This window comes from Sphingobium sp. VMM, assembly GCF_056790315.1.
The window spans coordinates 204,265-219,858 of sequence record NZ_JBXGSI010000003.1; the positions used below are offsets into that span (position 1 = coordinate 204,265).

Sequence of the window (15,594 nt, forward strand, 5' to 3'; positions counted from 1 at the left end):
GGGCGACCGCTGATCGGGAGGCAGCATTCGCCACCGGTTCAAGTGGATAGGCGCCATGCTCGACACGAAATTGAACGACGAAGCCGCCCGCCTGGCCGCGCTCGGGCGCTATGAAATTCTCGACACGCCGCCCGAGCCCGCCTTTGATCGCATCACCCAGCTTGTCCGGTCGATCCTGGGCGTGCCGATGTCGGTCGTGTCGCTGATCGACGGCGATCGCCAATGGTTCAAGTCGCGCACCGGCATCGACGCGACCGAAACCCCGCGCGACATCGCCTTCTGCAACCACACCATCCGCGACCGTGTGCCGATGGTCGTGCCCGATGCCTGTTCCGACCAGCGCTTCAGCAGCAATCCGCTGGTCACCGGCGATCCCAATATCCGCAGCTATGCCGGTGTCCCGCTGGCGACGCCCGACGGCTATAATGTCGGCACCCTCTGCGCGATCGATACCGTGCCGCGCGAATTTGATCCCGGCCAGATCGCCATCCTCGAAAATCTCGGCGCGCTGGTGGTGGAGCAACTGGAACTGCGCCGCATTGCCGAGCGCGACCATCTGAGCGGCGCCCTCACCCGCCGCGCCTTCGTGGCGGAAATGGACAAGCATATCGCCCTCTTCCGCCGCTATGCGCGTCCGGCCAGCCTGCTGCTGTTCGACATCGATCATTTCAAGCGGGTCAATGACAGCCACGGCCACCCCGCCGGCGATGTCGTGATCCGCGAGGTCGCCGCCTGTTGCGACCGGACCAAGCGCCCGAACGACATATTGGGCCGGCTTGGCGGGGAAGAGTTCGGCGTGCTGCTCCCTGAAAGCAATGCGGCGCAGGCCGGGGCCGCCGCCCAGCGTTTCTGCGATGCCATCGCCGCGCTGGAAATCGCCCACATCCCGCCGCTGCGCGTCACCGCCAGCTTCGGCATTGCCGAGATCGGGCCTGACCGGATCAGCAGCGACGCCTGGATCGCCGCCGCCGATGTTGCCCTCTATGCGGCCAAGCATGGCGGTCGCAATCGCGTGGTCATCGCGAAAACGGACGCCGCCCAGCCCGGCTGACACCGAAAGGCTGTCCTTTTTCCCATTCCCTCGATAGAGAGACCGCTTCGTCCGCACTGGTCGCGGACCAGAAGGCAGGACGCAGAACGTGGCACGCGAAATCACCGGTTTTTCCAACCCGCTGGTCAAGCGCGTGCGCTCGCTGCGGGAAAAGAAATATCGCAAGGCCGAAGGGCTGTTTCTGGCCGAAGGGCTGCGCATCCTGACCGAAGCGCGCGAGGAAGGCGTGCTGCCCGAAATGTTATTCCATGCCGGCTCCACCCACCCGCTCGCGCTCGACCTGATCGACGCGATCGAAGCGGACGGCGGCGACGTGATCGAAACCACGCCCGACATCCTGTCCAAGATCAGCGGCAAGGATAATGCCCAGGCCGTGGTCGGCGTCTATCGCGACCGACTGACCCCGCTGGAGAAGCTCGATCGCAACACCGCCGACATCTGGATCGTCGCCCAGTCGCTGCGCGACCCCGGCAATCTCGGCACCATATTGCGCACCGGCGACGCGGTCGGTGCCGGCGGCCTCATCCTGATCGACGATTGCGTCGACCCCTTCTCGGTCGAATCGGTGCGCGCCAGCATGGGCGCCCTGTTCACCCAGTCGATCACCCAGGCGCGCTGGGGCGAATTCATGCACTGGCTGCGCCAGGGCCCGGGCGAACTGATCGGCACCAGCCTGAAAGCGACCCAGGATTATCAGGAACCGAGCTATCAGAGCCCCAGCTTCCTGCTGGTCGGCAATGAGGCGCAGGGCCTGCCCGAAAGCTACGAAGCCGAATGCGACCAGTTGGTGAAGATGCCGATGCTGGGCAAGGCCGACAGCCTCAACGCCGCGGTCGCGACGGCGGTCATGGCCTATGAGCTGCTGAACCAGAAACGACGGAAATAGAGGCGAATGTCATCATCCTTCCCTGCAAGGGGAGATGGCAGGGCGAAGCCCTGACGGAGGGGTGTCGCCCTATCGCGCGCGGCACCACCCCTCCACCATTTGCCAGGCAAATGGTCCCCCTCCCCTTGCAGGGGAGGATGGCGGCGCGAACGGATTGAGAAGGATGGGGGCGATGACGAAGACGAGCGGCATGGGCGCAATGTGGCTGCACAAGCGGGTGCTGGCGGCCAGCCTCATCGGCACGGCGGTCGAATTTTACGACTTCTATATCTACGCCACCGCCGCCAGCCTGATCTTCCCCTCGCTCTTCTTCCCGGCCTCCTCGCCCTCGGCGCAGTTGATGGCTTCCTATGGCAGCCTCGCCCTCGCCTTCCTCGCCCGGCCGCTCGGCGCCGCCGTCTTCGGCCATTATGGCGACCGCATCGGGCGCAAGGCGACGCTCGTCACCTCGCTGATGCTGATGGGCGGCTGCACATTGCTGATCGGCTTCCTGCCGACCTATCTCATGATCGGCTTCTGGGCGCCGCTGATCCTGTGCGTGCTGCGTTTCGGCCAGGGCTTTGGTCTGGGCGGCGAATGGGGCGGCGCGGCGCTGCTGGCGGTCGAGAATGCGCCCGAAGGCTGGCGCGCCCGCTTCGGCATGTTCCCGCAACTGGGCGCCCCAGTAGGCTTCATCGCCGCCAACGGCCTGTTCCTGCTGCTCGGCGCCTTCCTGACCGATGCGGAATTCTTTGCCTGGGGCTGGCGCCTGCCGTTCCTGGGCAGTTCGGTCCTCGTGATCCTGGGCCTCTGGGTCCGCCTCAAGCTCACCGAGACGCCGGAATTCGCCGCCGCGCAGCAAGAAGCACCGCCGCCGGCCGTGCCGCTTGCCACCCTGCTCTCGACCCATCTGGGCGCGGCCATCGCCGGCACCTTCGCCTGCGCCGCCTGCTTCGCCGTCTATTATATCGCGACCGCCTTCGCGCTGGGCTATGGCACCACCGCGCTCAAGATCGACCGGGAAATCTTCCTTGCGATCCAGCTTGGCGCGATCATGTTCATGGCGCTCAGCATCGTGATCGCCGGCTGGTGGTCGGACAAGAGCAGCCCCACCCGCGTCCTCGCCTGGGGCTGTGCCGGCACGTTGCTGATGGGCATCATCTTCGGCCCGCTGATCGGCACCGCGGCGCTACTGCCGATCTTCGTCGCGCTCAGCCTCGCTCTGTTCGTGATGGGCTTCATCTACGGCCCGCTCGGCGCCTATCTGCCCGCCCTCTTCCCGACCCAGCTGCGCTATACCGGGGCGTCCTTCGCCTTCAATCTGGGCGGCATATTGGGCGGCGCGCTGGCGCCGATCGTCGCGACCTGGCTGATCGGCATGCAGGGTGTTGCGCTGGTCGGCCTCTATATGTCGGCGGCCGCGCTCATCAGCCTGGCGGGCCTGTGGTGGACCAGCCGCAGCTGAATCAGATTGCCTTGCGCATCAGGATCATCGGCACGCCACTATCCTCGAACGGGCGGACGTCGATGAACCCGAAGCTGCGATAGAGCGGCACGCCCGCCATCGTCGCCGACAATTCCAGCGCGGCAAAGCCCTCCCGCCGCGCGGCCGCCTCGCACAGCGCCAGGATGGTCGTGCCGACCCCTTTGCGGACATGGTCGGGATGGGTGTACATCGCCCGCACCTTCGCCGCCTCGGTCGCGGGGTCGAGCATGCGGTCGTCGCGCCCGGCCGTGTGGTCGCCGCCATAGGCGGTCGCCCGGCGGCTCCATCCGCCACATCCGGCGATCGCGCCCTCCGCCTCCACCACGAAATAGGTCCGGTCACCGATCAGCCGCCGGTCCAGCCCCATGAAGCCATGGCTGGCTTGTACCTGCGCAGCGGTTAGATAGGCCGACTGCAATTGCTCGATGGCCAGCGTCATCAGGGTGGACAAAGCGGGTTCGTCGGCGGCGGTCGCCAGGCGGTTGGTCAAGGACATGACCCCTCCTGCAACGAAATCGGCCGGCCCCGCAAGGGACCGGCCGATCGGATCATGATGATGCGGGATCAGAACTTGAATCCGACCTTCGCATACCAGAAGCCGCCGTTGAAGCCGAAGGGCGATACGTCGGGATAGATGTCACCGGTGAAGCGACCACCCGTCGACGCATAGACCGGCCCCAGCCCGCCGTCTCGATTGTCATATTTGTCGGGATAGTTGCTGAACAGGTTCTGCGCGCCGGCACTCAGCGTGAAATTGTCATTGAGCTGATAGCTGACTTCCAGATCGAACACGAACTCGCTGCCAAAGCTCTGATTGACATAGCTTTCACCGTTCGCACCGGTGCCGTCGTCATAGACCTTGTACTTGCCATACCAGTTCGCCCGGCCGAGCACCGACAGCGCGCCGCTGGTCCAGTTCTCGGTCAGGATCACGCGCGTCTTGGGCAGCGTATTCTGCAGCTGCATGATGCGCGTGTCGCTGATGATCGGCGATCCGGTATCGGGGTCCAGCCCGACGCGGATGACCTTCGTCTTGTTGTAGTTGAAGGCCAGCGTGGTGTTGAACGTCCCCATGCTGTCGGTCGAGAAGCGATAGCTGCCGACCACGTCGACACCCTGGGTCCGGGTATCGAAGGCATTGGTCAGGAACTGCACCTCGTTGACCGTGGCATAGTTGGCCAGGCCCAGCGCCTGAAGTTCGGGCCGCTGATCGTCGGTGATCACCCGCGATCCGGTGGTGCCGATGCGGTCCTTCACCTTGATGTTGTAATAGTCGATCGTCAGCGACGCGCCGGGGGCTGGCGTGAACACCGTACCGGCCGAGAAGCTGACCGACTCTTCCGGCTTCAGCGGCACCGCGCCCAGATATTGGGCGACCGGGCTGGCGACCGGCAGCGTCATGAACTCGATCGCGTTGGGATTGCCCGGATTGAAGGTGGTCGCGATGCTGCTGGTGTTGGTCTGGCCCGGCGTCGGCGCACGGAAGCCGGTCGACAGCGTGCCGCGAACCGCGAACACATCCGGCACGATGGCGTAGCGTGCCGACACCTTGCCCGTGGTCGAATTGCCGAAATCGGACAGATGCTCGTAGCGGCCGGCAAAACCCAGCGAGAAGGCTTCGGTGATGTCACCTTCGACGTCGATGTAGAGGCCCTTGGAATTGCGGCTGCTCTCACCCGCGATCGCCGGACCATAGCCGGGGAAACCATTGGCGCCGACCGGCAGCGCGACCGAGAGCTGGCTGCCGTCCGCGTTCAGCACCGCCGTGCCATCCTGATGGAAGACCAGGTTCCCGGTATAGGGCCCGATCGCATAGGAAGCGGCGTCGCCCAGACCCAGTTCATAGGATTCCCGGAAATATTGCCCGCCAAAGGCGATCGTGATCGGGCTCGCCAGCCCGACTTCCCAGGGATAGCTGAAATCCGCATTGAACAGCGTTTCGCGCTGTTCCAGCTTGCCGAGGTAGAATTCGGTCGGCGACGTGATGCCCAGCGACGGGTTCATCGTGCCGTTCATGGTATATTTCAGCGTGGACTGGCCATAGCTGCCCGACAGGTCGTAGTTCAGGCCAAAGCCGAGCGTGCCCTTGTAGCCGACGGTGCCCGAAATATCGTCGATCTTGCCGAAGAAGATCGGCGTGAAGCCGCCCGAATAGACGCAGCTCCAGTTCTGCACCAGCGGATCGGAGCAATCCGACACCTGCGTATAATCCCGCGTCGTGGGGTCATAATCGTTGGGCGCATAGACATTGCCGCCCGCCGCGCCGGTCTGGATGCCCGGTGTCGTATTGTCGAAATCGGTAAAATAGTCGTTGAAGATGCCGTTGAGGCCGAAATTGGCGGAATTGACCGACTGGCGATAGTTGAAGCTCTCTTCCTGGAAGCTGTGGCCATAATTGCCAAAGAAGTAGATGCTGCTGTCGTCGCCCAGGTCGAAGCCGCCATTCACGAAGAATCGATAGGATTCCATCTTCGGATTGCCATAGCGCTGCGCCAGCTTGGGTACGCCGATGTCGGGCTGCTCCTGCGACAGTTCCAGCGCGCCGGGTCGGGTGACGCCGCGGCTGGTCTTGCCGGCGTTCACATATTCGCCGCTGATGTTGATGAAGCCATTGTCGCCCAGCTTGAAACCACCGTTCAGCGCGACCTGATAATCCTCGCCATCGCCGCGATAATATTGGCCATAGCGGGCATAGCCCGAAATGCCGTCGGTATCGTCGCGCAGCGCCATGTTGATGACGCCCGCGATCGCGTCGGAACCATATTGGGCCGAAGCGCCGTCGCGCAGCACTTCGACGCTGCGCACCGCAATCGCCGGAATCTGCGCAAGGTCGGCCGAATGGGCGCCAGCGGACTGGGCGTTCGCGCCGATCTGCACCAGCGCGGAACGGTGCATGCGCTTGCCGTTCACCATCACCAGCGTCTGGTCGGGCGCCAGCCCGCGCAGGTTGGGCGGCCGGACGAAGGAGGAGCCGTCACCAATGGCATAGCGCGCCACCGAGAAGGACGGGACCAGGTTCTGGATCACCTGGTTCATGTCGGCGACGCCCTGCTTCTGCAGTTCCTCGCCGGAATAGACATCGATCGGCGTCGGCGATTCGGCGACGGTACGGTCGGTACGCCGCGTGCCGGTGACGATGATCGTCTGGCCGGGCGTTTCCGCTGCGGCCGCCTGGGGCGCAACATCCTGCGCAAGAACAGGCATTGAATAGGACAGTGCAATGGCAATCGCACTGCATGAAAACAGACCCTGATACTTCATCAAAAAGCCCCCTATTTCTTTTTTTAGAGACCTTTCGACACCCCCCTCTTCTTGTTGCCGGATGAGATCGGAATGGACGCAACTATCCGTTTCTGAAATCGTAAATTTCAGTGCGTTTCACTCAGTAACATCTGGAAATATCAGGCTGGCATAATTGCATCGACTGCGAAATGGCCCTTTGGGCGGCCGCAAAAATTTGTTCGCACGCGCAATAATTCGCGCCGTAAAACAGCGTGTCAAATCATTGTAACACAAAGAAAAAGGCGGCGGCCCCGGGGGCCACCGCCTGTTTCATTTTTACAACTGTCAAGGACAGTTTTGAAGGATCAACCTTCGGTGCGGGTATCGCGGCGCTCGGCGATACGAGCGCGCTTGCCGGTGCGGCCACGCAGATAATAGAGCTTGGCACGACGCACGACACCGCGACGAACGACGGTGATCGAATCGAGGTTGGGCGAGTAGAGCGGGAACACGCGCTCCACGCCTTCGCCGAACGAAATCTTGCGCACAGTGAAGTTGCTGCCCATGCCCTTGTTGGAACGGGCAATGCAGACGCCTTCATAGTTCTGGACGCGGCTGCGCTCGCCTTCGACAACCTTCACGCCGACGCGCAGGGTGTCACCGGGACGGAAATCGGGGATTTCCTTCGCCAGGGCGGCAATGTTTTCGGCCTCGATCTGCTGGATCAAGTTCATGTAACTCAGTCCTTATTTTCGCGTTGCGCACCAGAGGGCGACTGGTCCCGAACACCGATATGGCGTTCCCAAAGGTCCGGCCGCCTTAGCCGTGTATCTGCCTCCGCCTGTTGTTTCCGCCAGGCGGCGATCTTCGCATGATCCCCCGATCGCAACACTTCGGGAATCCTGCGCCCCTCCCATTCAACCGGTCGGGTATAATGCGGATATTCAAGAAGCCCCGTTTCAAAGGATTCCTCGACACCGCTGGAAGCGGCGCCCATTACACCGGGAAGCAGGCGGATGCAAGCATCCAGCAGCATCAGCGCGCCCATTTCCCCGCCGGACAGGATGATGTCGCCCATCGATATCTGCTCGATCGGTCGGGCCTCGAAAATCCGCTCGTCAAAGCCCTCGAATCGCCCGCACAGCAAGGTCACGCCGGGACCATCCGCCAGCGCACGGATCCGCGCCTGCGTGATCGGCTTGCCGCGCGGCGTCATCGCCAGGATCGGCAGGTCGGGCCGCTGCGCCAGCGCATGGTCGATGCCCCGCGCCAATATGTCAGGCTTCAGCACCATGCCCGCCCCGCCCCCGGCCGGCGTATCGTCGACGGTGCGATGCTTGTCGGTCGCAAAGCCGCGCATCTGGATCGGGTCGCACGACCATTTCCCCTCGGCCAGCGCCCGCCCGGCCAACGACACGCCCAGGGGGCCCGGAAACATCTCGGGATAGAGGGTCAGGATCTGGGCCGCAAAGCTCATCGCCGGCGCGCCCGCAGCCGGGCGGCAGACAGGCCGCCAATCAGGCAGAGCGCACCGCAGCCCATCATCACGAAGCCGATCATCCGCAGCATGTCGGCAAAGGGCCGTTCGGGATGCAGCATGCCCGGCAGCAGCACCAGCAGCGGCAGGGGACAGACCAGCCCGATCGCCACCAGCCCCTTCACCCAGAGCGGCCAGCCAAGGCCGAACAGCCGCCAGCCGCCAGCCAGCATCATCAGCAGATAGATTGCGGTCAAAATTTGCGCCATGGCTGCGCGCCTAGAGCATTTTCGCCGCAGGGGGAACTGTCGATCGCCCGCGCCTCAGGGCGCCTTGACCTCCAGTTTCAGTTCCTGGATTTCCGCGTCGGCGGTCGGCGCCAGCAACAGGCTGCCCGCCACCCGCCCCTTCTCGCAGGTCCAGGTGAACTTGCCCGACAGATTGCCGGTCGCGCTCAGCGGTGCATCGACCGCACAGTTACCCACCTCTCCCTTCAACGCCGCCAGGCGCTTGCCCCAATGCACCGCATCGGCGTCCATGAGGAAATTCATCGCCAGATTGTCGCGGGCGGCCAGCACATCGCCCGACGCATAGATGCGCCCCGCCGCGGCATAGCCCTGCGCTAGCAGCGGACTGACCGGCACGTCCCGCGCGATCAGCGCGCCCGCCTTCTGCAACAGCATCGCCGCATCCCAGGCCGCGCCCGCCCCGCCATTATAGGTGCGATTGGTGAAGACGAAGATGCCGACACCATAATCCGGCATCAGCATCACATGGCTGCCATAGCCGGGATAGCCGCCGCCATGGGACAGGGTCAGCCCCAGGTCGCAATCCTGCGCAATCCGCATGGCAAAGCCATAGGCCGCCGCCTGGCGGCAGGCGGTCGCCCCGCTCTTGCCGTTGCGCTGGCCGACGCTCATGAAATTGCTGCCCTCCGCCAGCATCCGCACCGACGCCCGGCTGACCGGGCCGCTCTCCGCATCGTCGCGCGGCGGCCAGGCCGACAGCAGAAAGGCCACCCAGCGAGCATAGTCATTGGCACTGGTCTGCAGCCCGCCCATCGCGCCAAAGGCGCCATCGGCCATATCGGGCTCGCGCTTCCAGCGCCCATCTTCCCAGCGATAGCCGAGCGACCGCCGCGCAACCGGCCATTCGCTCAGCTGATAGCCGCTCGACGCCATGCCCAGCGGCGTCAACAGGCTCTGCTCGACATAGCGGCGATAGGGCATGCCCGAGACATTGGCGATGATCCGCCCCAGCAGCGCATAGCCGAAGTTGGAATATTCATAATGAGTCGCCGGCGCGCTGCTCATCGGCACGCCCTGCTCCAGCATCCGGGTGAAGTCCGCGTCGGGCAGCGGCGTCTGCCGGTCGCCCCACGGATTATCGTCGACAAAGCCCGCGCTGTGCGTCAGCAGGTCGCGGATGCGGATGCGCGGACTATCCTTGGTCGCATAGGTCCAGCCGCGCATTTCCGGCACATAAGCCTCGGCCAGATCGTCAAGCGAGAGCTTGCCCTCTTCGCGCAGCTTCAGGATCGACAGCGCCGTGAACGCCTTGGTCATGGAGGCGATACGAAACAGACTGTCGGCCGTCACCGGCCGCTTCTGCACCAGATCCTGCGCCCCAAAGCCCTTCACATGGACCAGCCTGCCATCGGCGACGATGCCATAGACCAGGCCCGGCGCATGGCTATCGACCTGGAAATCGGCAAAAAGACGGTCAATCTCGGGGATGGCAGCGTCGATCTTCCTGGCATCGGCAGCAACCGCCGGCGCGGACAGGATGGACAGAAATCCCAACAGGGTCACCATGCGCACAGCCATGGTCATCATGCGCTCCAATCCTCCACTGTCAGGCCGGGAATATCGGCGAAATCCTTTTCGTTGCGCGTCACCAGCACCATGGCCGACGCCATCGCCTGCGCTCCGATCAACCGGTCGAAACCCCGACGGCGCACCCCCACCAGGCGTACCATCTCGGCATAGGTGCGCGCGGCCGCATCATCGAAGGGCAAGATATTCAGCAGCGCCAGAAATGTATCGACACGCCGCAGGTCGCCGACCGGATCGCTAGAGCCGCGATTGCCGACCCGCAATTCGGCAGCGGTGACAGCGGAAACCGACAGGCGATCGAACTCTGCCGCCATCCGCTCGGCCAGACGGGCGCTCCGTCCGAGCAGAAAATCGATGCAAACATTGGTGTCGAGCAGATAAGCGATCTGCGTCATGCCGCAGACGACGCCGGCCCGGTCCAATCGCGATCCCCCTGATCGATATCGCCGCGCCCTTCCGCCATGAAGCCCGCCGACATGCTGCCAAACAGGGACAAAAGGATGTCGCGCTGCTGCCCCTGCTTCCAGAAGGAAAAGCTGCCATCGGCATGCGGTATCATGACGACTTCCTCGCCGTCATTCAGGCCCAGGCTCTTGGGCAGCCGCAACGCCAGGCTGTTGCCCGACTTGAAGACCTTGGCCCGATATTCTTCGCCCATGGAGAAGCTCCGTATATACGGAGCGTATATACTATTCGGTAAAAGCCGCGTCAATCACGGCGCCGTCCTCGCTCAGCACCACCACATGCATCGGCGCCATGAAGCGCTTGCCGGGCTTGCCCTCGATCGACGGACGCTGCACCTCGATGATGTCGCCGGCGCCGAAATTCTCGACCGCGATGATCTCGCCCAGCGTCTCGCCGGTGCTGCTTGTGCAGGGAAGGCCGACCAGGTCGGCATGATAATATTCGCCCTCGGGCAAGGCCGGCAGGGCGGAACGCGGGACGGTCAGCGCCGTGCCGCGCAGGGCTTCGGCCGCGCCGCGATCGCCGATCTCGGCAAAGCGGGCCACCGCGCCATTCGGGCCGGGGCGCACCGACTTCAACGTCAATGTGCGCCCCGCCGCATCGAAGCTCTTATAGCTTTTCAGGGCCTCAGCCCCTTCGCCAAACAGCTTCAGACGGACTTCGCCCGCCACGCCATGGGCACCGATGATCGCGGCCAGGGTGACGGGCTTGTCGGTCAAGAGGATCAGCCCTCGGCCTGCTCGGCAGCGGCTTCCTCGGCGGGAGCAGCTTCTTCAGCGGCCGGAGCGGCGGCAGCGGCAGCGGCTTCGCGCGCAGCTTCTTCAGCTTCGGCAGCCTTGGCGGCGCGGTCTTCAGCGCGGTCCTTGGCCTTCTGGCCCGGCTCTGCCTTCTTCGGGTTGTTGCGAGCAGCGCGTTCCTTCACGCCAGCGGCGTCGAGGAAGCGGGCAACGCGGTCGGTCGCCTGGGCGCCGGCGGCAACCCAGTGCTTCGCACGCTCGACGTCGATGATGACGCGCTTTTCGTCGCCCTTGGGCAGGACGGGGTTGTAGCTGCCGATGCGCTCGATGAACTTGCCGTCACGCGGAGCGCGGCTATCGGCCACGACGATGCGGTAATAGGGGCGCTTCTTGGAGCCGCCGCGCGACAGACGGATGGAGGTTGCCATGGAACTAGACCTTTCTACTCAAACCAAATTACGGAAATTGCTTATTTCTTCATGAAATTCTGAAAGCCGGGCGGAAGCTTGGGCATGTTGCCGCCCAGGCCACCAAGGCCACCCAGACCCGACAGGTCGGGCGGACCGCCCTGCCCATCCGCGCCGCCCGGACCACCCAGGCCGCCCAATCCACCCATGCCACCGCCGGTGAACATCTTGGCCAGCCCCTTGAGGCCGCCCATCTTGCGGATCTTCTTCATCGCCGTTTCCATTTCCTGATGCATTTTCAGGAGACGGTTGACGTCCTGCACGGTGCGGCCGGCGCCCTTGGCGATACGGATCTTGCGCTTGGCGTTGATCAGCGCGGGCTTCTCGCGCTCCTTGGGGGTCATCGACCCGATCATCGCGTCCAGATGCAGCAGCGTCTTGTCGTTGGCGCCGCTATTGGCCATCGCCGCCTGCGCCTTCTTGAGGCCCGGCAGCATGCCGGCCAGCGCGCCCAGGCCACCCATGCGGCGCATCTGGTTGAGCTGGCTGCGCAGGTCGTTCATGTCGAACTGACCCTTGGCCATCTTCTTGGCCAGCTTGTCGGCTTCCTCGGCGTCGATCGTCTCGGCGGCCTTCTCGACCAGGCTGACGACGTCGCCCATGCCCAGGATGCGCTGGGCAACGCGGGCCGGGTGGAAGGGCTCGAGCGCGTCCAGCTTTTCACCGGTGCCGGCAAACTTGATCGGACGGCCGGTGACCGCGCGCATCGACAGCGCGGCGCCGCCACGGGCGTCGCCATCCATACGGGTCAGCACGACACCGGTCAGCGGCACCTGCGCGGTAAAGCTGGTCGCCACGTTCACGGCGTCCTGGCCGGTCAGCGAGTCGACCACCAGCAGGATTTCCGCCGGATTGGCGACGTCGGCGACCGCCTTCATCTCGTCCATCAGCGCCTGATCGACATGCAGTCGGCCGGCGGTGTCGAGCATGACGACGTCGAAGCCCTGCAGCTTGGCCGACTGCAGCGCGCGCTTGGCAATCTCGACCGGCTGCTGGCCGGCGACGATCGGCAGGGTCGCGACATCGATCTGGGTGCCAAGGACGGCAAGCTGTTCCTGCGCAGCCGGGCGCTGGACGTCGAGCGACGCCATCAACACCTTCTTGCGCTCCTTGTCCTTCAGGCGCTTGGCGATCTTCGCGGTCGAGGTCGTCTTGCCCGAACCCTGCAGGCCGACCATCATGATGACGGCGGGCGGGGTCACGTCGATCAGCAGGTCGCTGGTTTCGGCGCCCAGCGTCTCGGTCAGCGTGTCGGAGACGATCTTGACGACCATCTGGCCGGGCGTGATCGACCGCAGCACATCGCTGCCGACAGCCTTTTCGGTCGCCTGGTCGACGAACTGGCGGACGACGGGCAGCGCCACGTCGGCTTCCAGCAGTGCGACTCGCACTTCGCGCATCGCGGCACGGACATCGTCCTCCGTAAGCGCACCGCGCCCACGCAGCTTGTCGAATACCCCACCGAGACGATCGCTTAGCGAATCGAACATCATCACCTCAATTCGGGCCAAGGCCCGGAAAATCCATGCGCCACCCCAAAACGACAAAATCGCCGGCGGGCGAAAACTCGCCGGCCAGCGTCCATTCGATATCCCTCTTGGATATCCTGGAGTCGTCAGGGTTCCAGGACCAGAGTCCCGGATGCAGGGCGCCCCTTAAGCCAAAGCGGCGGCAAGCGCAAGTGCGCTATCCCGCAGCCAGCGCGGCCGCCGCCCCAATGACGATCGCCGTGCGCCCCAGCAACTCGACCAGCAGCAATCGTCCGGCGATCACCGCCAGCCCCCAGCGATAGGCCGGATGCACCGCACCGCGCAGTCCGGCATCGGCGCGCATCGCGATCCCGACATAGAGCAACTGCATCAGTGTCGCACAGACGCCCGCCCATGGCCCCAGCAACGGCATCGGCAATATCCGGCCGAATGCCGGCTCCATCATCGCGATGGTCCCGCACAATATCAGCCGCTTGTGCCAGTCGCTCCGCCGCCGCAGCAGGATTGCCGCCAGCGTCAGCGCACCAAAGGCCAGCATGTCGAGCGGCCCCAGCACCAGGAATATGCCCGGCGGGAAGAAAGGCGGCACCCGCCCCATCTGCACCGCCAGGATCGACGTCGCGATGCCCCAGGGGATCAGGAAGCAGGCAAGCCCGGCCGCAACCCAGCCCAACTGGCGATGGAGATCGGTCCGCCGCTGCGCCACCAGCAGCGCCTGCGCCAGGAACAGCAGCGTCCATGCCAGCAGCGATAGCGCATGGACATGCACCCACCAGGGCACGGTCGCCACGTCGACATAGCCGCGCAGGGCAAAGCTGCCGAAGCCGCCAACCACGGTGACAGCGACCAGCGCCGCCATGCCGGTAAAGATGCGCCGTTCCCGCGCCTGTCGTTCCACTGCACCGATTGCCGTCGCCATTGCGTCGACCTCCCGCTCTTTGGCAACAATAGCGCAGCAACCACGCCCAATATTGTAAGAAGTCGCCACGTTCCGGCTCGGCGCTTGCGCCCGCCCGTCGTTTGCGCCAGCAAACCCGCCACAGACCGCATAACAGGGGGAGCTTTTCTATGAGTTGGACACGTCGCAAGCCGATGGAGGCGATGACGCCCCAGGGAGGCGGCCACAGCATGGCGCGCACCCTGTCCTGGCCGCATCTGCTGGCGCTGGGCGTCGGCGCGATCGTCGGCACCGGCATCCTCACCCTGATCGGCGTCGGCGCCGATCGCGCCGGCCCCGCCGTCCTCATCTCCTTCGCCATTGCCGGCGCGATCTGCGCCTGCGCCGCGCTCGCCTATGCCGAACTGTCGACCATGATGCCGGCAGCGGGCAGCGCCTACAGCTACTCCTATGTGGTACTGGGCGAAGGCATTGCCTGGATCGTGGGCTGGAGCCTGATCCTCGAATATTCGCTGGTCGTCTCGACCGTGGCAGTCGGCTGGTCGGGCTATGCCGCCCCGCTCCTCACCCCGCTCGGCTTTCCCGAGGCGCTGACCAAGGGGCCGGAGCTTGGCGGCCTCATCAACATCCCCGCCATCTTCATCATCGGCGTCGTCGCCGCCCTGCTGATGTTCGGCACGCGCGAAAGCGCCCGGCTCAACACGCTGCTGGTGCTGATCAAGATCGCGACCCTGAGTCTGTTCGTCTGGGTCGCCCTGCCCGCCTTCGATGCCCAGCATCTCGAACCCTTCATGCCGTTCGGCTTTGCCAAGCATATGGGGCCTGACGGCATCGAGCGCGGCGTGATGGCCGCCGCCGCGATCATCTTCTTCGCCTTCTACGGCTTCGACGCGATCTCGACCGCGGCGGAGGAAGCCAAGAATCCGGACCGGGACCTCGCCATCGGCATCGTCGGCTCGCTGATCGTCTGCACCCTCATCTATGTGCTGGTCGCCGCCGCAGCGGTGGGCGCCATGCCCTTCACCCGCTTTGCCGACAGCCCGGAGCCGCTTGCCCTCATCCTGCGCGAAATGGGCCAGGGGTCGATCGCCCGGATCGTCGCGATCGCCGCCGTCATTGCGCTTCCCACCGTGCTGCTGGGCTTTCTCTACGGCCAGAGCCGCATCTTCCTGGTGATGGCGCGCGACGGCTTCCTGCCGCAATCGCTCGCCCGCATCTCGAAGCGCGGCACCCCTGCGCGCATCACCGCCGTCACGGCCGTGCTGGTCGCGGTCATCGCCGGCGTGCTGCCGATCGACCAGATCGCTGCGCTCGCCAATGCCGGCACGCTGATCGCCTTCACCGCAGTGGGCGCCTGCCTGCTGATCCTGCGCCGCCGCGCGCCGGACATGAAGCGCCCGTTCCGCACCCCGGCAGCGACGCTGGTGGGCCTGGGCGCCGTGCTCGGCTGCGCCTATCTGTTCCTCAGCCTGCCGATGAAGACCATCTATGCCTGCCTGATCTGGAACGCGATCGGCCTCGCCGTCTATTTCCTCTACGGCCAGAAGCGCGCCACCGCCGCCGCGCGCTAGGGCCGAGGCCCGCACAAAGAAAAAGCCTCC

The 15,594-nt window shown here is 64.7% G+C and carries 16 protein-coding genes; 4 read left to right on the forward strand and 12 right to left on the reverse strand.

Translation table 11 applies throughout. The features are described from left to right. Positions 1-55: 55 nt before the first annotated feature. The 3 genes from ACUCV3_RS05635 to ACUCV3_RS05645 all read left to right on the forward strand — a co-directional run bounded on the left by ACUCV3_RS05635 (position 56) and on the right by ACUCV3_RS05645 (position 3,381). Complete coding sequence (locus ACUCV3_RS05635; RefSeq protein ID WP_279730604.1) at positions 56-1,051, forward strand: sensor domain-containing diguanylate cyclase; 996 nt, start codon at positions 56-58, stop codon at positions 1,049-1,051. A gap of 88 nt (positions 1,052-1,139) precedes the next feature. Then, positions 1,140-1,937, forward strand: a complete 798-nt coding sequence (locus tag ACUCV3_RS05640) for a TrmH family RNA methyltransferase (protein ID WP_278392727.1) — start codon at positions 1,140-1,142, stop codon at positions 1,935-1,937. A gap of 172 nt (positions 1,938-2,109) precedes the next feature. After that, positions 2,110-3,381 (forward strand): MFS transporter, encoded by a 1,272-nt coding sequence (locus ACUCV3_RS05645; RefSeq protein ID WP_279730602.1) that lies wholly within the window; start codon positions 2,110-2,112, stop codon positions 3,379-3,381. Between the two features lies 1 nt (position 3,382). On the opposite strand, the gene ACUCV3_RS05650 is transcribed toward ACUCV3_RS05645, so the two are convergent. The 12 genes from ACUCV3_RS05650 to ACUCV3_RS05705 all read right to left on the reverse strand — a co-directional run bounded on the left by ACUCV3_RS05650 (position 3,383) and on the right by ACUCV3_RS05705 (position 14,014). Continuing rightward, the gene (locus ACUCV3_RS05650; protein ID WP_214862991.1) at positions 3,383-3,898 is read right to left on the reverse strand and encodes a GNAT family N-acetyltransferase; all 516 of its coding nucleotides are present in this window, start codon (positions 3,896-3,898) and stop codon (positions 3,383-3,385) included. A gap of 68 nt (positions 3,899-3,966) precedes the next feature. Further along, positions 3,967-6,663 (reverse strand): TonB-dependent receptor plug domain-containing protein, encoded by a 2,697-nt coding sequence (locus ACUCV3_RS05655; RefSeq protein WP_347881921.1) that lies wholly within the window; start codon positions 6,661-6,663, stop codon positions 3,967-3,969. A gap of 326 nt (positions 6,664-6,989) precedes the next feature. Continuing rightward, the gene (rplS, locus tag ACUCV3_RS05660; protein ID WP_004208091.1) at positions 6,990-7,358 is read right to left on the reverse strand and encodes a 50S ribosomal protein L19; all 369 of its coding nucleotides are present in this window, start codon (positions 7,356-7,358) and stop codon (positions 6,990-6,992) included. A 5-nt stretch (positions 7,359-7,363) separates the two neighbouring features. Beyond that, on the reverse strand, positions 7,364-8,101 hold the full coding sequence (gene trmD / locus ACUCV3_RS05665) for a tRNA (guanosine(37)-N1)-methyltransferase TrmD (protein ID WP_037517360.1): 738 nt from the start codon (positions 8,099-8,101) through the stop codon (positions 7,364-7,366). After that, on the reverse strand, positions 8,098-8,370 hold the full coding sequence (locus tag ACUCV3_RS05670) for a hypothetical protein (protein ID WP_010335523.1): 273 nt from the start codon (positions 8,368-8,370) through the stop codon (positions 8,098-8,100). The genes trmD and ACUCV3_RS05670 overlap by 4 nt, the downstream gene beginning before the upstream one ends. Positions 8,371-8,424: 54 nt before the next feature. After that, positions 8,425-9,936 carry a serine hydrolase domain-containing protein gene (locus ACUCV3_RS05675; RefSeq protein WP_482240418.1) on the reverse strand — a complete coding sequence of 504 codons (1,512 nt, stop codon included), beginning with the start codon at positions 9,934-9,936 and terminating at the stop codon, positions 8,425-8,427. Then, positions 9,933-10,331: a type II toxin-antitoxin system VapC family toxin gene (locus ACUCV3_RS05680; RefSeq protein ID WP_279730597.1), complete on the reverse strand. Its 399-nt coding sequence runs from the start codon at positions 10,329-10,331 to the stop codon at positions 9,933-9,935. The genes ACUCV3_RS05675 and ACUCV3_RS05680 overlap by 4 nt, the downstream gene beginning before the upstream one ends. Continuing rightward, entirely contained in the window at positions 10,328-10,594 is a 267-nt protein-coding gene (locus ACUCV3_RS05685; protein ID WP_004208096.1) for an antitoxin, read from the reverse strand. Before ACUCV3_RS05685 ends, ACUCV3_RS05680 begins: the two co-directional genes overlap by 4 nt. A gap of 31 nt (positions 10,595-10,625) precedes the next feature. Then, positions 10,626-11,120, reverse strand: a complete 495-nt coding sequence (rimM, locus tag ACUCV3_RS05690; RefSeq protein WP_004208097.1) for a ribosome maturation factor RimM — start codon at positions 11,118-11,120, stop codon at positions 10,626-10,628. Positions 11,121-11,125: 5 nt separating this feature from the next. Further along, entirely contained in the window at positions 11,126-11,566 is a 441-nt protein-coding gene (rpsP, locus tag ACUCV3_RS05695; protein WP_004208098.1) for a 30S ribosomal protein S16, read from the reverse strand. Positions 11,567-11,607: 41 nt separating this feature from the next. Then, positions 11,608-13,098 carry a signal recognition particle protein gene (gene ffh, locus ACUCV3_RS05700; protein WP_010335520.1) on the reverse strand — a complete coding sequence of 497 codons (1,491 nt, stop codon included), beginning with the start codon at positions 13,096-13,098 and terminating at the stop codon, positions 11,608-11,610. Between the two features lie 193 nt (positions 13,099-13,291). After that, positions 13,292-14,014 (reverse strand): hypothetical protein, encoded by a 723-nt coding sequence (locus ACUCV3_RS05705; protein WP_279730593.1) that lies wholly within the window; start codon positions 14,012-14,014, stop codon positions 13,292-13,294. A gap of 149 nt (positions 14,015-14,163) precedes the next feature. On the opposite strand from ACUCV3_RS05705, the gene ACUCV3_RS05710 reads away from it, so the two are divergent. Continuing rightward, a complete protein-coding gene (locus tag ACUCV3_RS05710) occupies positions 14,164-15,564 on the forward strand; it encodes an amino acid permease (RefSeq protein ID WP_279730592.1) in 1,401 nt (466 codons plus the stop codon). Positions 15,565-15,594 lie beyond the last annotated feature (30 nt).